This is a genomic window from Amycolatopsis sp. A1MSW2902 (assembly GCF_017312175.1).
Taxonomy (GTDB): Bacteria; Actinomycetota; Actinomycetes; order Mycobacteriales; family Pseudonocardiaceae; genus Amycolatopsis; species Amycolatopsis nivea.
This window is the reverse complement of the sequence record NZ_QJPO01000003.1, coordinates 730323-744844: the sequence shown is the minus strand read 5'-3', so window position 1 is coordinate 744844 and position 14522 is coordinate 730323. Positions and strand designations below refer to the sequence as shown.

The following is a 14522-nucleotide window of genomic DNA, read 5'->3' as shown; positions in this document are numbered from 1 at the left end:
AGGAGAAACGCATGGATTACCGCCGCATCGGCCGCGAGGGACCCGAGGTTTCCGCGCTGTCGCTCGGGTCGTGGAACACCTACAGCCGGATGACGTTCGAGGCGGGCGTCGCGCTCGTCCGGCGCGCGTTCGACCTCGGCATCGATTTCCTCGACGTCGCCTATTACCGCGACAAACCGCATACCGAGGTGCTGCTCGGCCGGATCCTCGACGTCGTCGGGAAACCGCGCGAGGACTACGCGATCGCCGAAAAGGTGTGGTACTTCGACTATCCGCGCCAGCCGCTGGCCGAACAGCTCGACGAGTCCCTGGTCCGGCTCGGCACCGAGTACGTCGACGTCATCATCACCGAGCACCCCCGGCCGGGGATGGACGTCCCGGCGATCGCCGAGGAACTCGCCGGGCTGGTCACCAGCGGCCGGGCCCGCAGCTGGGGCGCGCTGAACTGGTCGGCCGCCGATCTTCGCACCGCCTACGACCACGCCGCGGCGAAGGGGATTCCGACGCCTCAGCTGGTCCAGCTCAAGTACAGCGTCGCCCGGCGGTCCGTCGTGGACAGCGCGGAGTACCAGAAGCTGTTCGCCGACACCGGGATCTCGCTGCACGCCTCCGACACGATGGAGGGCGGGATCCTCGCCGGGAACCTCGACCCCGGCCGCAAGATCGGCATCGACACCGGCGGCATCCGCGAGCGGATCAAGGAACTCGTGCCGCGGCTGCGGGAGATCGCGGCCTCGTTCGACGCGAGCCCGTCGCAGCTCGCGCTCGCGTTCTGCCTGGCGCAGCCGGCGACGGCGTCGGTGCTGTTCGGGTCCACCCGGATCGCGCAGATCGAGGACAACGTCCGCGCGGTCGAGCTGGCGGGCGAACGCGGCGCGGAGATCGTGGCCGCGCTGGCCGGGCTCGGCGTCGCGGGGCACGAGAACGACGCGCCCTATCCGCACACCGAACGGACGCTCGGCGAGTTCGTCACTGTCTGACCCCTCGGCGGCCGTCCCCGCGACGGCCGCCGCCCGGGCTGTCCCGAAGGAGTCCTCATGTCGATCCCCACCTCCACCCGCGCGCCGGTCGAGGCCCCGGCGGGCGTCCGGTTCGCCCGGCGGCGGCAGCCCGCGCGCTGGCTCACCGCGGGCGTCGCGCTCGTGCTGGCCGCGATGTTCGCGCATTTCCTGATCACCAACCCGCGCTGGGACTGGCGGCTCGTCGGGGGCTACCTGTTCTCGGCCGACATCCTGCGCGGCCTGCTGAACACGGTGCTGCTGACCCTGATCAGCAGCGCGGCCGGGCTGGTCGTGGGCGTCGTCGTCGCGCTGATGCGGCTGTCCGGAGACCCGGTCCTGCGCTGGGTCGCGACCGCCTACATCTGGTTCATCCGCGCCATCCCGGCGCTGGTGCTGCTCCTGCTGATCTTCTTCCTCGGCGCGCTGCTGCCGAAACTGTCGCTGGGCATCCCGTTCGGCCCGGAGTTCCTCAGCGTGCCGACGAACCGGCTGATCTCGCAGTTCTCCGCGGCGGTCGTCGGGCTCGCGCTGGTGCTCGGGGCGTACAGCGCGGAGATCTTCCGCGCCGGGATCCTGTCCGTGCCGGCGGGACAACTGGAAGCCGCGACCGCACTCGCGATGACCGGGCGGCAGCGACTGCGGAGAGTCGTTCTGCCGCAAGCGATCCGCGTGATCATCCCGCCGCTGAGCAACGAACTCGTCACCATGTTCAAGAACACCTCGCTGGTGTCGGTGGTCGGCTACACCGAACTGCTCACCACCGTGCAGCTCATCTACGGCCGCACCTACCAGACGATTCCGCTGCTGCTGGTCGCCTGCCTGTGGTACCTCGTGCTGACCAGCCTCGCGATGATCGGCCAGCGCTACCTCGAACGCCGTTTCGGCCGCGGGTTCACCGCGGGCCGCCCGGGCAAGGAGAACTCGCGATGACGTTCCTGCGGCTGTCCGGCGTGCGCAAGAGCTTCGGTCCGCTCGAGGTGCTGCGCGGCGTGGACCTCGATGTCGGCCAGGGCGAGGTGGTGTGCCTGATCGGCCCGTCCGGCTCGGGCAAGAGCACGCTGCTGCGCTGCGTCAACCACCTGGAGACGGTGGACGGCGGCGAGATCCGGCTCGAAGACGAGCTGATCGGCTACACGCGCAAAGGCGACACGTACTACCCGCTCAGCGACCGTGCCGCCGCTCGCCAGCGCCGTCGGTTCGGGATGGTGTTCCAGGGCTTTCACCTGTTCCCGCACCTGACCGTGCTGGAGAACATCCTGGAAGCGCCCACCCGGGTCCTGCGCCGGCCGCGCAGTGCGTGCACCGAGCAGGCGCACGAGCTGCTGGCGTCGGTCGGATTGGCGGAGAAGCACGCGGCGTATCCGCGCGAGTTGTCCGGCGGGCAGCAGCAGCGCGTCGCGATCGCGCGGGCGCTGGCGATGGAGCCGGACGTGATGCTGTTCGACGAGCCGACGTCCGCGCTCGATCCGGAGCTGGTCGGCGAAGTCCTCGGCGTCATGCGGCGGCTCGCGGAACGGACGATGACGATGATCGTGGTGACCCACGAGATCGGCTTCGCCCGGCAGGTGTCGGACCGCGTGGCGGTGATGGACGGCGGGACGATAGTCGAACTCGGCACACCGGAGGAGGTTTTGGGAGCGCCGAAACACCGGACGACGCAGGCGTTCGTGCGGTCGCTGGGGGAGCGGGCCTGAGGGAGGGCCGGGCCGGCCCTCCCTCGTCTCAACGGCTCAGGTGAGCCAGGAACTCGTCGTTGAACCGTTGCCCGATCCGCTGCACCGCGTGCGGGCTGCCGGGGAACAGCACCCGCTTCGCGGGCAATGCTTCCGCCAGGGCGTCGGCGACTGCCTCGAATCCCGGAGTGCCGCCGCCGGTCACCACCAGTTTCGGGAACGACGCGCGGGCCAGCGCCTCCGCGGGGACACCCGTTTCCCAAGGCCGTTCCGTCATCAGATTGCGGGCGGCCTCCAGCAACGGGGGCGGAAGCGGCGACGGCAACGGCAGATCGACGTTCAACACCCGCAGGAACCGGGCCACGAACGTCGCCGGCTCGCTGTCTTCGGCAGCCGCCCAGCAGTTTCGAAGGGCGTCGGCGAGCAGGTCGGCGGCGGGGCGGCCGGCACCGTTCGGCAGGGCGGGCGGTTCGACCACGGTCAGCGACCAGACTTTGCCCGGCGCGAGCGCGGCGGCCCGCATGGCCACCACTCCGCCCATCGACGTGCCGAGCAGATGCGCTCCGTCGCCCAAGAGTTCGGCGACGTCGGCGGCGTCGCGGTCCGGGTCGATCCGGTCGGTCGGCGGGCTGGGCCGGTATCCCCGGCGGTACGGCGCGATGATCCGGAACCGGTCGGCAAGCACCTTTTGCTCGCTGAACGCGGCGGCGGCCGAATTCAGGCTGCCGTGCACCATCACGATCGGCGGGCCGGATTCTCCCCACCGTTCGACAGCCAAGCCGGTCATCGCGCGGCCGCCTCGGCCCGGGCGAAGACGCCGCGGTCGATGTCGAGGCGGCGGGATTCGAAACGCCAGCCGTCGGCGGTGCGGACCACGACATCCTGGTAGACGCCGGTGGCGATGACGAACGGCGGTGCTTCGACCTGCAGTTTGGTGACCAGGCAGGTGACGGTCGCGCGGTCGGCTTCGCCGGTCACGACGTAGTTCGTCAGCAGGTGGCGGGCACCGTCCTCCTTGCCCGCCGCGATGTGGCCCTCGATGAACTCGACCCGCTCGGCGCGGCCGGTGAAGGTGCCGTAGGTGGAAACGAACTGCCCGTCCGGGATCCAGGCATCGACCCACCCGTCGACGTCGTGGTTGTCGAGGGCGCGCATCTGGGCGTTCGAGAGCTCGACGATCGCGAGCTTGTCCTCAGTGGATAGTGGCATGACGGCGTTCTCCTTTGGCAGCGCGGACTTGCGTTGCGCAGAGTCTGCGCGGCCCGCCGTGCCAGGACTATCGCCTGCGCGAACTGCCGTCGTCGGTTTCGCGCAATACGGCGGACGGCGATTCGCCGAACCGGCGTTTGAACTGGGCGGCGAAATCACCGAGATGCACGAAGCCGCAAGCGAGCGCGGTCGCGGTCACCGTGGCGCCGGCGGGATCCGCCGCGGCCAGCAGCGCGCGGGCGCGGTCGAGACGCTGTTCGCGGAGCCATTCGCTGAGGGTCCGGCCGGTTTCGCGGCGGAAGCCGATCTGCAGGCTGCGTAGGGACACTCCGCAATGCCGGGCCACTTCGGCCATCGAAAACGACTCCGGCAGGTGCGCCAGCAGGTAGTCCATCGCGCGCCGGACCCGCGCCGACGAGGGAGCTTTCGTCTCGGCGGCAAGGGTTTCGCTGAGGGTGTTCGGGTGGCCGAGCAACAGGGCCTCGGCCAGCAGCGCCTCGAGATGCCCGGGCCGCGCGCCCTCGGCGGAAAGGTGGATCGCCGCTTCGACCAGCGCCAGCACGCCGGGGGAGACAGTGTCCGCCCGGAGGTCGAACTGCACCGCGACCGTGCCGGGCGTCCCGGCGAGCAGGGCGGCGGTCCGCTCGACCAGCGGCCGGTCGAGGCGCAGCACGACCTGGTCGAACGCGTCGTCGAAGTCGAGCTGGAACGAGCGGTACGGATTCACCACCGACGCCGCCCCCGGCCGCAGCACCGCGCTCGTGGTGCCGTAAGCGAACCGCGCCCGGCCGCTCACCGGCAGCGAAAGCAGGAATTCGTCCTGTTCGGGAGCCAGTTCCGAGATGCGCACAGCCGCGCCGTACCGCAGCCGGTTCACCGAAACCGAGCCGGCGGCGAGGTGATCGAGCCGCGCGGACAGCCTGCGATCGCGCACCAGCAACGCGTGCGGACGCAGGGCGATGCTGCACGCGCCGACGACCTCGTCCACGTCGTCGGCGGCGCTCACCATCGGTCGCCCGCGCATCCGCACGAGTCCGGCGATCCCGGCCACCCGGCTCATCCGCGGGATCGTACGCCGTCAGACGAGCTTGGCGGTAACCACCGGACGCTCCGTAGGTCCACTGTTCACATTGGTCCGACGGTGCCACCGCAACTGACCGTCACCGAACTCGATGGTGATCGTGTCGTGGAACGGTGATTCCACGAAGTACCACTCCAGCGCCAGTACCCCCGGGGAACTCCACTGCGCGGCAGCGAGGACACGCGTCGATTCGGCCTGATACGAGTGGTGCAGTTGCCAGGTGGTAACTCCGGTATCTGACTCGACCCACGTGGACAGTCCACAACGGACGGAGTGGCGACCGCGATCGTCGTCCAAAGTCACCACAAGGACATCACCGTCCACAGTGAACGTGATAGCGGATAGTCCGTCATCATTGGACTCGCATTCGTACCGCTGGCCGTCCAATTCGACGGTGGTCGGCGAAAGCGCGGGAGCAGCAACAGCGAGTTCGGCAGCCAACGAAGCATCAGCCGCCGGGGAAGGAGTGCCGGTAAAGGCGGGCACCAGCAGGTCATGCACCAGACCGGACAACAGGCGGTGCTTGCCGTGCGTGATGCTGCCTGTCGTGGCGACAACGGCGTCGTATTGGGGGAGTACGAAGACGTCCTGGCCGAACATTCCGGAGGCCCGGTATCCGCCGTCGGCGTCGAGCCACAGTTGGTATCCGTAACCCTCCGGGCGTTCGTCTCCGGCGGAGGCGGACGGGACGAATTCGGTGCCGTTCCAGCTTCCGGCGTCGGCGTTCTGCACGTGCCACGCGGTGGCCTCGCGCACCCATCCGGCGGGCAGGATCCGGTCGCCTTGCCAGAGGCCGTCGTGCAGGTGCAGGACGCCCCATTTCAGGAAGTCGATGCTGCGCAGGCTCAAGCCGTTTCCGCCGGAGCAGATGCCTTCCGGGTCGGTGTCCCAGGTGTGTCCGGTGAAACCGAGCGGCTCGAACAGTCGTGGCTGCAGGTAGTCGTAGACGGACAATCCTGATGCCCGTTGCACGATGGCGGACAGCATGTGCGACGTCGCGCTGGAGTAGGTGAACGTCTTGCCCGGCGGCAGATCCACGGGGGTGCGCAGGTATTCCCGCACCCAGCTGGTTTTCAGCAGCCGCCAGGTTTTGCCGGACAGGCCGACGCGGTGGCCGGTTCGCATGGTCAGCAGGTCTTCGACGGTGATGGCGCGCAGGTGCTCCGACGCGTCGGGCGGGACGAGTTCCGGGAAGAACGTAGCCAGACGGTCGTCCAGGCGCAGCAAGCCTTCGTCCAGGGCTAGGCCGATTGCGGTGCCGACAAAGGACTTCGTCGCCGAGTGTGTCGTGTGTGGACGGTCGCTGCGGTAGGGCCACCAGTAGTGTTCGAAGGCCAGCTTGCCCGAGCGGTAGACGAGCAGGCTGTCGAGCGAGATCCCGTCGGCGGTCAGCCGGTGCAGGAAGCCGCGCACGCGCTGGGCGTCGAGGCCCGCGTCGGACGGGGCGGCGGAGGGGAAGGTCACGAAGGCTCCTGGACGAGTGTTTTCTTGCGGTTCGCGAGCCGTTCGGCGACGCGCGAGAGGGCGATGTTGACGACGATGTAGAGCAGCCCGGCCCCGACGTAGGCCTGGATGAAGTCGCCGCTGAACTCGCCGAGCACCTTGCCGTTGTTGAGCAGTTCGGCGATGCCGACGACGTAGCCGAGGCTGGATTCCTTGATCACCCGCACGGTCTGGCTGATCAGCGCGGGCGCGAGCGCGCGGGCCGCCTGCGGGAGCACGACGAACGTCATGACCTCCCAGTGCCGCAGGCCGATCGCGTGCCCGGCCTCGCTCTGGCCGCGGCCCACGGCGAGGATCCCGGCCCGCACGATCTCGGCGAAGATCGCCCCGGCGTGCGCGACGATCGCCAGCACCAGCTGCCAGAAGATCGGCACCCGGACGCCGAGGATCGGCAGCCCGAACATGAAGAAGAACAGGATCAGCAGCAGCGGCATCGCGCGGAAGAACTCGATGACCGCGGCGGACGGCCAGCTCAGCCACCGCTTCCGGCTCAGCCTGCCGAGCGCGAGCAGCACGCCGACCGCGACCGACAGCACCGTGGACACCAGGCCGACCAGCAGCGTCATCGCCAAGCCCTGCACCAGGAACCGCAGCATCGCGCCGTCGACGAGGATCGCCCAGCGGGCCGGGTCGAGCTGGCCGGAGGCACCGAGTTTGACGAGGACGAGGGCCAGCAGTCCGAGCAGCACGAGTCCACAAAGGATGGACACGGTTCGCAACCGGGCCTTGGCTTTCGGGCCGAGTGCGTCGAAGAGGATGTCGTCGTTCACCGGAGCACCCGGACCTTTCGCTCGACGAGCCGCACGACCCCGCTGACCGCCAGGTTGATCACGAGATAACCGCAGGCCGCGACGGCGAAGGCCAGGATCGGTTCGGCGGTCTCGAGGTTGAAGGAGCGGGTTTCGAGGGTCAGTTCGTCCACGCCGACGGCCGCGCCGAGCGCCGACCCGAGCGCGACGTTGATCAGGATCGTGCCCAGCGGCTGCACCATCGCGCGGAACGCTTGCGGCAGCAGGACATCGAGCACGACCCGGCGGAACGGCAGCCCGATCGCCCTGGCCGCCTCGACCTGCCCGCGATCCACCGCGCGGATGCCCGAACGGACGGTTTCGCAGACGTACGCGCCGAAGTAGACGCCCAGCGCGAGCACGAGGCACCAGAACAACGGAATCAGCACACCGGCGTCGGGCAGCCCGAAGATGAGCAGCACGGCGATCAGCAGCAGCGGCGAATTGCGGACGAGGTCGACATACAGCCGGCCGGCGGCGCGCAGCGGCCGGACCGGGCTGATCCGGCAGATCGCGACAACGCAGCCGAGGACGAGCGCGAGCGGGAAGGCGCACGCGGTGAGCAGCAAAGTGGTGGTGAAACCGCCGAGGATTTCCCCGGCGTGACCGGAAAGCACGGGTGATCTCCCTTCAGGAGCCGGGGACGGAGCCGGGCACGGGCGGCTCGGGGGCGGGACCGGACACGAGCGGGCCGACGGTCTGCTCCCACAGCCGCCGCCAGCTCCCGTCGGCGGCGATGCGCCGCAGGAACCCGACGACGATCTCCTTGAACGCCGGATCGTCCTTCGGCAGCCCGATGCCGAACGGGCTGCTGCCGTACGTCGCGGGCGTCATCCGCAGCCGCGCGTCGACCGCCGCTTTGCCCAGCAGGATCGCGGTGTTCGCCGACCACGCTTGGACCCGGCCCTGCCGGACCGCGGCGGCGCACTGGCTCGACTCCTCGAACACCACCGCACGCGCCTGCGGACACGCCTTTCGCAGCGCTTCCTGCGCCGCGCCGGGCTGTACCGCGACGTCTTTCCCAGCCAGCTCGCGCACGGCCGTGACCTGCGGACCGTCCGCGGCGGTGACGATGCCGGAGCGCGCGAGGTAGTACGGCCCGGCGAACGAGACGAGCCGCGCCCGGCTTTTGCTGATCGTGTAAGTACAGACGGCGACGTCGACGGATCGGTTCTGCAGGATCGCTTCGCGTGTGTCGGCGCCGCCGGTGATGCTGTCCACCTCGGGCGTGCCGAGCAGGTATTTGGCCAGCAGCTGGGCGATTCCGATGTCGAAGCCGGTGATCTTGCCGGTCGCCGGGTTCATCATGCCGAACCCGGGGGTGGTCACCGAAGCGGACTGCCGCAGGACGCCTTGGTCGCGGATCCGGCGCAGCGTCGGCGTTTCCGGCAGGTCGACGCCGACCGGACCGCGCGCGACGGCGTCGGCCTGGTCGAGCGTGGCGTACGCAGGATTGCCTGCTGTGCGGGTGGTTCCGCCGCTGCACGAGGCGAGCAACGGGACGGTGCCGGCGGCGAGCAGCGCGGCCCGGCGGGTGAGGGGAGCGGACACGGGGGCCTCCAGGCTCAGTGGCTGAGCACGCGGGCGAGGAAATCGCGGGCGCGTTCGGTCTGCGGCGAGCCGAAGAAGACGTCCGGCGCGGCGGATTCGGCGATCCGGCCGTCGGCCATGAAGACGACGCGGTCGGCGGCCTTGCGGGCGAAACCCATCTCGTGGGTGACCACGATCATCGTCATGCCGTCGGCGGCGAGCGCGGTCATCACGTCGAGCACCTCGTGGATCATCTCCGGGTCGAGCGCGCTGGTCGGTTCGTCGAACAGCAGCACGCGCGGCTCCATCGCCAGCGCGCGGGCGATCGCGACCCGCTGCTGCTGACCGCCGGACAACTGCGCCGGGTACTTGTCGCCGTGCGCGCCGACGCCCACCCGCTCCAGCAGCTCGTCGGCCCGTTTCCGCGCGTCGTCGCGGCTGAGCCCGCGCACGCGGACCGGGCCGAGCATCACGTTGTCCCGCACGGTTTTGTGCGCGAAGAGATTGAAGGACTGGAACACCATGCCGACGTCGGCGCGCAGGCGGGCGAGGTCCGCGCCCTCGGCGGGCAGCGGGCGGCCGTCGATCTCGATCGAGCCCTCGTCCGCGGTCTCCAGCCGGTTGACGCAGCGGCACAGCGTCGATTTCCCGGACCCGGACGGGCCGATGACCACGACGACCTCGCCGCGCCGGACGTCGAGGTCGATCCCGGTCAGCACCCGGGCCGATCCGAACGACTTGCCGACGCCGCGCAGCCGTACCAGGGGCTGATCTGTGCTCATGAGTGCTCCTCGTCGAGCCGGCGGGTAGGGTTCACTACACAACGGAGAACCCTCCGGCATCTTGTAGTAGCCACTACGTCCAGTCAAGGGTGTCATGTCCACTACCTATCTCGGCGGCGACCACTTCGACGACCACGTCCGCGCCCGGCTCGACGACCTCAAGCCGGCGGAACGCCAGGTCGCCCGGTTCATGCTGGCCAATCCGAACGAGGTGCTGTTCTCGTCGGCGGGCGACCTCGGCGCGGCGGCCGGGACCAGCGACGCGACCGTGGTCCGCACCGCGAAGGCGCTCGGCTATTCGGGGCTGCCGGAGCTGAAACGCCACCTCGGCCAGACGTTCACCGCGCGCACCGAGCCGACCGTCCGGCTGAGCGCGGCGATGGAGAACCTCGGGTCGACCGGTTCGCGCCAGATCGACCGGGTGATGGCCGACAGCGCCGAGCGGCTGCAGGAAATGCAGCGCCAGCTCGCGCCGGAAGCGGTCGAGGAGGCGGCGCGGCTGCTGCTCGCCGCCAGGATGGTGTTCACCTGGGGGCTCGGGCTCTCGTCGGTCTGCGCCGAGTACGCCGCGTTCCGGCTCGCCCGCCGCGGGCTGGTCACGCGGCACTGCGACGACACCGGCTTCCGGCTCGCGGACGCGATGCTCCCGCTGAGCGCCGACGACGCGGTGCTGGTGTACGTCCCGGCCCGGCAGAACCGCGACGTCGAGCTGATCCTGCGCTACGCGGAGGAGGTCGGCGCGCCGGTAGTGCTCGTGACGAGCCAGCTGTCCGCGGACCTCGAATCCCGGGTCCGCGTCGTGCTGCCGGCGCCGGATTCCCCGACGAAGTTCACCGGCGAGACCCTGACTGCCTCGATCGTGACCGACATCCTCGCGCACACCATCGCGGGCCGGGAGCCGGACCGCGCGAAGACGGCCGCGGACCTGCTGACCCGGCTCCGCGCGGACCTCGGCGAGCGGAAGTAGCGCTCGCCGGGCGGCGATCGCGGTTCTCTCCGCGATCGCCCCTCACGAGGTCGGCCGACCGGCCGTTGCCCGCCCGCCTCACGAGGTCGTGGTGCTCTGGGGCTTCGGGTTGTGCGGTCTTGCGCCCCAATGTGGCATTGGGTGCGTCAGATGCACCCAATGCCGCATTGGGGCGCTCGCCACCGTAGCCAGCCAGCCCGGTGTCCGCTCTAACCGGCATAACCCTCACGACCCCTGGCCAGCCGCGGCAAGCTCCGCCCCGCCGCCCGCCGCCCGCTGCCCGCCGCCCGCCGCCCGCCGCCCGCCGTGTCGCCCGGCGGCAGCGAGTCCTGACCTGCTAAAACGCACTATTCTGCGGTGGTATACACGGTGCGTATACCGGTGTTGTATAGTGATCTTCACCCCCGGGATTCCGGGGTCAAGGGAGGAACAGGGGAATGTCGGTTTCACATACCTTGCTCGGGTTGCTCGAGTCGGGGCCGAGACACGGGTACGACCTGAAACGGGCGTACGACGAGCAGTTCGGGCAGGACCGCCCGCTCGCGTACGGCCAGGTCTACTCGACGCTGTCGCGCTTGCTGCGCAACGGCATGGTCGAGGTCGCGGGGGTCGAGAGCGGCGACGGGCCGGAACGGAAGCGCTACACGATCACCGACGCCGGGATCACCGACGTCGAGCAGTGGCTGAGCACTCCGGAGAGCCCGGAGCCGTACCTGCAGAACACGCTGTACACGAAAGTGGTCCTGGCGCTGCTGTCCGGGCGCGACGCCACCGACGTGCTCGACGTCCAGCGCAGCGAGCACCTCAAGGTGATGCGCTCGCTCACGAAACGCAAGTACGAGGGCGACCTCGCCGATCAGCTGATCTGCGACCACGCGCTCTTCCACCTCGAGGCGGATCTGCGGTGGCTCGAGCTCACCGCGGCCCGGCTCGGCGAACTCGAGAAAGCGGTGCGCTGATGACCAGGCCGGGAACCGCGCTGCTCGCGGGCAGCGGGCTGCACAAATCGTTCGGCCAGACGCGGGCGCTCGACGGGGCGGCGCTGGCCGTCGCGGCGGGGGAAGTGCTCGCGATCATGGGCGCGTCGGGGTCGGGGAAATCGACGCTGCTGCACTGTCTCGCCGGGATCGTCCGGCCGGATGCGGGGACCATCCACTACGGCGGCCAGGACCTCGTCGCGATGGACGACAAGGGCCGGAGCGCGTTGCGGCGCACCGAATTCGGCTTCGTGTTCCAGTTCGGCCAGCTTGTTCCCGAGCTGACCTGCCTGGAGAACGTCGCGCTTCCGCTGCGGCTGACCGGGGCGAAGCGGGGGCCCGCCGAGGCGAAGGCGAAGGAATGGCTGGCCCGGCTCGAGGTCGACAACCTGGCGAAGCGGCGTCCGGGCGACGTGTCCGGCGGGCAGGCGCAGCGGGTCGCGGTGGCGCGGGCGCTGGTGACCGGGCCGAAGGTCGTCTTCGCCGACGAGCCGACCGGTGCGCTCGACTCGCTCAACGGCGAGAAGGTCATGCAGATGCTCACCCAGGCGGCGCGGGAAACGCACGCCGCGGTGGTGCTGGTGACGCACGAACCGCGGGTCGCGGCGTACTCCGACCGCGAGATCGTGGTCCGGGACGGGCGCACGGTCGACCGGGAGCTGGTCGCATGATGCGGGATCTGCTGCTGGGACTCCGGCTGGCCGTCGGGGGCGGCCGGATGTCCGGCTCGGCGCTCCTGCGGCTCGCGATGACCGCGTTCGGGATTGCGCTCGCGGTCGCCGTGCTCCTGCCCGCCGCCTCGGTGAGCCACCTGGTGAACGCGCGGGCGGACCGGGCGGCGGCGATCAAGCAGGACACGACGCCGCGCGAGGGGATCGCGCCGCTGGCGACCTACCGCTGGTACCCGTCGGTCGGCGAGGACTTCCTCCAGCTGACCGCGGTCGCGGCGACCGGGGAGAATTCGCCGGTGCCGCCGGGGCTTTCCCGGCTGCCCGCGCCGGGCGAGGTGATCGTGTCGCCCGCGCTGGCGGAGAAGCTGAACTCGGCTGAAGGCGCGTCGATCAAGGCGCGGCTGCCGGGGAACGTGGCCGGCCAGATCGGGGAACCGGGCGTCAGCGACGCGGCCGACCTGACGGCGTACTACGGGTCGACCGCCGCGGAGATCAAGGCGGAAGGGGAAAACGCCACCAGCGTCTACTCCTACGGCAAGCCTCCGGAAGGGTTCACCCTGCCGTTGGTGATGTGGATGGTCATCGCGCCGATCGCCGCGGTGCTGCTGCTGCCGTTGCTGATCTTCGTGACCACCGCGTCGCGGATGGGCGCGGCGCAACGGGAACGGCGGCTCGCCGCGCTGCGGCTGATCGGGGTGGACGCCCGGCAGATCAAACGGGTCGCGGCGGCGGAATCGCTGGTCGGCGCGGTGATCGGGCTCGTGGCGGGCGGTGCGCTGTTCTACGCGCTGCGGCCGTTCATCGGGGACTGGCTCCCGTTCGGCCTCCGCGTCTTCGCGGACGATTTCACGCCGTCGTGGGTGGCGCTGCTGGTGATCGTGCTGCTGGTGCCCGGTCTCGCGGTCGGCTCGGCGCTGTTCGGGCTGCGCCGGACGATCGTCGAACCGCTCGGCGTGGTCCGGCAGGGCAAACCGGTGCGACGCCGGATGTGGTGGCGCTGGACGATCACCGGGATCGGCGTGGTGTTCCTGCTCGGGACGCTCGTCGTCTCGCCGGGGTCGGGTGACCAGGCCGCGGCGATGGCGCTCGCGGTGGGCAGCGTGTTCCTGCTCGTCGGCGTCGCGGCGCTGCTGCCGTGGCTGGTGGAGCGGATCGTGGAACGGCTGCAGGGCGGCCCGCCGTCGTGGCAGCTCGCGGTGCGCAGGCTGCAGCTCGACAGCGGCACCGCGAGCCGGGTGGTGTCCGGGCTCGTCGTCGTGCTCGCCGGGACGATCCTGATCCAGGGCGTGCTCACGTCGATGACCAGCCGCAACTCGCGGTCGTACGAGACGCCGGCCGGCGTCGCGGCCGCGCCGGTGCGGGTGGACACGACGAGTGCGCACGAGGCGGAGGTCCGGCAGCGGCTGTCCGGGGCGCCCGGGGTGACCGGCGTGCACAGCGCCCGCTCCCTGCAGCTGCAGGGATCCGGCGAGAACCAGGTCTACGGCACTGTCGGGGACTGCGTCGCGCTGAAAACGCAGGCGAACATCGGAGACTGCGCCGACGGGGACGCTTTCTATGTGACCGGTTCGTCGGCCCAGCCCGTGCCCAAGGGGGAGTACCGGCTGACCGGCTACCGCAACGGCAACAAGGTCGAGGGTCCGATGTGGACAGTCCCGGGCAACGTCCGGGTGGTGCCCGCGAGCAACACCGCGAAGGCGTCGGCCAGCGAGCTGCTGGTCACGCCCGGCGCGTTCGGCGACGTCCAGCTGCCGGTCGAGCGGACGGAACTGTTCGTGTCGGGCGCCGGCGGCGTCGACGCCCTGATCGACCAGGTCGCGACCGCGGTGCGCCCGCTGGCGTGGAAGGCCGAGGTCGGCAAGACGGACTTCATGTCCGACTACGCCGGCCGCGACGAGCGGATGGTCGCGAGTTTCCGCGCGGTGCTGCTGACCGCGTCGCTGTTCGTGCTGGCGGTGGCGGCGATGAGCCTGCTGATGCTGTCGATCGAGCAGATCAGCGAACGCCGCCGCCCGCTCGCGGCGCTGTCCGCGGCGGGCGTGCCGATCGGGGTGCTGGCCAGGGGGTCCCTGTGGCAGACCGCGGTTCCGGTGGTCGTCGGGGTGGTGCTGGCCGTCGGAGCCGGGCTCGGCCTGACCGCGCCGATCCTGCGGCTGGCGAAAATGCCGATGATGGTGGACGGCGGGGTCCTGGCCGGACTGGCCGGAGCCGCGGTCGCCGCGGTGCTGCTGGTGACGGCGTTGACGCTGCCGCTGCTGCGCCAGGTGACGAGGCTGGACACGCTCCGCTCGGAATAACCCCGGGGGTGTGGGGTGGTCCGTGAAGGGCTCCTTGAGGGAA

General features: G+C 70.4%; 15 protein-coding genes. 7 read left to right on the top strand and 8 right to left on the bottom strand.

What is annotated here, in order from left to right:
- Window positions 1-11 precede the first annotated feature (11 nt).
- From DMP23_RS46400 to DMP23_RS46390, 3 genes are read left to right on the top strand one after another with little or no spacing between them, the layout of a single operon-like run.
- Complete coding sequence (locus tag DMP23_RS46400) at window positions 12-980, top strand: aldo/keto reductase (protein WP_238607035.1); 969 nt, start codon at window positions 12-14, stop codon at window positions 978-980.
- A 57-nt stretch (window positions 981-1037) separates the two neighbouring features.
- Window positions 1038-1931 carry an amino acid ABC transporter permease gene (locus DMP23_RS46395; RefSeq protein ID WP_037820147.1) on the top strand — a complete coding sequence of 298 codons (894 nt, stop codon included), beginning with the start codon at window positions 1038-1040 and terminating at the stop codon, window positions 1929-1931.
- Entirely contained in the window at window positions 1928-2695 is a 768-nt protein-coding gene (locus tag DMP23_RS46390; RefSeq protein WP_037820149.1) for an amino acid ABC transporter ATP-binding protein, read from the top strand. The genes DMP23_RS46395 and DMP23_RS46390 overlap by 4 nt, the downstream gene beginning before the upstream one ends.
- Before the next feature lie 28 nt (window positions 2696-2723).
- Here DMP23_RS46390 and DMP23_RS46385 read toward each other — a convergent pair whose 3' ends face one another.
- From DMP23_RS46385 to DMP23_RS46350, 8 genes are all read right to left on the bottom strand, one after another.
- A complete protein-coding gene (locus DMP23_RS46385; protein ID WP_337825066.1) occupies window positions 2724-3461 on the bottom strand; it encodes an alpha/beta fold hydrolase in 738 nt (245 codons plus the stop codon).
- Complete coding sequence (locus DMP23_RS46380; RefSeq protein WP_337825065.1) at window positions 3458-3883, bottom strand: nuclear transport factor 2 family protein; 426 nt, start codon at window positions 3881-3883, stop codon at window positions 3458-3460. The genes DMP23_RS46385 and DMP23_RS46380 overlap by 4 nt, the downstream gene beginning before the upstream one ends.
- 67 nt (window positions 3884-3950) lie before the next feature.
- Window positions 3951-4943, bottom strand: a complete 993-nt coding sequence (locus DMP23_RS46375; protein ID WP_337825064.1) for an AraC family transcriptional regulator — start codon at window positions 4941-4943, stop codon at window positions 3951-3953.
- Between the two features lie 18 nt (window positions 4944-4961).
- Window positions 4962-6428: a serine hydrolase domain-containing protein gene (locus DMP23_RS46370; protein WP_337825063.1), complete on the bottom strand. Its 1467-nt coding sequence runs from the start codon at window positions 6426-6428 to the stop codon at window positions 4962-4964.
- Window positions 6425-7237 carry an amino acid ABC transporter permease gene (locus DMP23_RS46365; protein WP_337825062.1) on the bottom strand — a complete coding sequence of 271 codons (813 nt, stop codon included), beginning with the start codon at window positions 7235-7237 and terminating at the stop codon, window positions 6425-6427. Before DMP23_RS46365 ends, DMP23_RS46370 begins: the two co-directional genes overlap by 4 nt.
- Window positions 7234-7872 carry an amino acid ABC transporter permease gene (locus tag DMP23_RS46360; RefSeq protein ID WP_051729800.1) on the bottom strand — a complete coding sequence of 213 codons (639 nt, stop codon included), beginning with the start codon at window positions 7870-7872 and terminating at the stop codon, window positions 7234-7236. The genes DMP23_RS46365 and DMP23_RS46360 overlap by 4 nt, the downstream gene beginning before the upstream one ends.
- A 13-nt stretch (window positions 7873-7885) precedes the next feature.
- Window positions 7886-8806, bottom strand: coding sequence for a transporter substrate-binding domain-containing protein (locus DMP23_RS46355; RefSeq protein ID WP_051172920.1), 921 nt, complete (start codon window positions 8804-8806; stop codon window positions 7886-7888).
- A gap of 14 nt (window positions 8807-8820) precedes the next feature.
- Window positions 8821-9567: an amino acid ABC transporter ATP-binding protein gene (locus tag DMP23_RS46350; protein WP_337825061.1), complete on the bottom strand. Its 747-nt coding sequence runs from the start codon at window positions 9565-9567 to the stop codon at window positions 8821-8823.
- Between the two features lie 94 nt (window positions 9568-9661).
- On the opposite strand from DMP23_RS46350, the gene DMP23_RS46345 reads away from it, so the two are divergent.
- From DMP23_RS46345 to DMP23_RS46330, 4 genes are all read left to right on the top strand, one after another.
- Complete coding sequence (locus DMP23_RS46345; RefSeq protein WP_051172918.1) at window positions 9662-10534, top strand: MurR/RpiR family transcriptional regulator; 873 nt, start codon at window positions 9662-9664, stop codon at window positions 10532-10534.
- Between the two features lie 437 nt (window positions 10535-10971).
- Entirely contained in the window at window positions 10972-11493 is a 522-nt protein-coding gene (locus DMP23_RS46340) for a PadR family transcriptional regulator (RefSeq protein WP_037813352.1), read from the top strand.
- Window positions 11493-12182: an ABC transporter ATP-binding protein gene (locus DMP23_RS46335; RefSeq protein WP_134662416.1), complete on the top strand. Its 690-nt coding sequence runs from the start codon at window positions 11493-11495 to the stop codon at window positions 12180-12182. Before DMP23_RS46340 ends, DMP23_RS46335 begins: the two co-directional genes overlap by 1 nt.
- Window positions 12179-14479: an FtsX-like permease family protein gene (locus tag DMP23_RS46330; protein WP_337825060.1), complete on the top strand. Its 2301-nt coding sequence runs from the start codon at window positions 12179-12181 to the stop codon at window positions 14477-14479. The genes DMP23_RS46335 and DMP23_RS46330 overlap by 4 nt, the downstream gene beginning before the upstream one ends.
- Window positions 14480-14522 lie beyond the last annotated feature (43 nt).

Coding starts and splice junctions, on each gene's coding strand:
- DMP23_RS46400 (WP_238607035.1), top strand. CDS start 12: ATGGATTACCGCCGCATCGGCCGCGAGGGACCCGAGGTTTCCGCGCTG.
- DMP23_RS46395 (WP_037820147.1), top strand. CDS start 1,038: ATGTCGATCCCCACCTCCACCCGCGCGCCGGTCGAGGCCCCGGCGGGC.
- DMP23_RS46390 (WP_037820149.1), top strand. CDS start 1,928: ATGACGTTCCTGCGGCTGTCCGGCGTGCGCAAGAGCTTCGGTCCGCTC.
- DMP23_RS46385 (WP_337825066.1), bottom strand. CDS start 3,461: ATGACCGGCTTGGCTGTCGAACGGTGGGGAGAATCCGGCCCGCCGATC.
- DMP23_RS46380 (WP_337825065.1), bottom strand. CDS start 3,883: ATGCCACTATCCACTGAGGACAAGCTCGCGATCGTCGAGCTCTCGAAC.
- DMP23_RS46375 (WP_337825064.1), bottom strand. CDS start 4,943: ATGAGCCGGGTGGCCGGGATCGCCGGACTCGTGCGGATGCGCGGGCGA.
- DMP23_RS46350 (WP_337825061.1), bottom strand. CDS start 9,567: ATGAGCACAGATCAGCCCCTGGTACGGCTGCGCGGCGTCGGCAAGTCG.
- DMP23_RS46345 (WP_051172918.1), top strand. CDS start 9,662: ATGTCCACTACCTATCTCGGCGGCGACCACTTCGACGACCACGTCCGC.
- DMP23_RS46340 (WP_037813352.1), top strand. CDS start 10,972: ATGTCGGTTTCACATACCTTGCTCGGGTTGCTCGAGTCGGGGCCGAGA.
- DMP23_RS46335 (WP_134662416.1), top strand. CDS start 11,493: ATGACCAGGCCGGGAACCGCGCTGCTCGCGGGCAGCGGGCTGCACAAA.
- DMP23_RS46330 (WP_337825060.1), top strand. CDS start 12,179: ATGATGCGGGATCTGCTGCTGGGACTCCGGCTGGCCGTCGGGGGCGGC.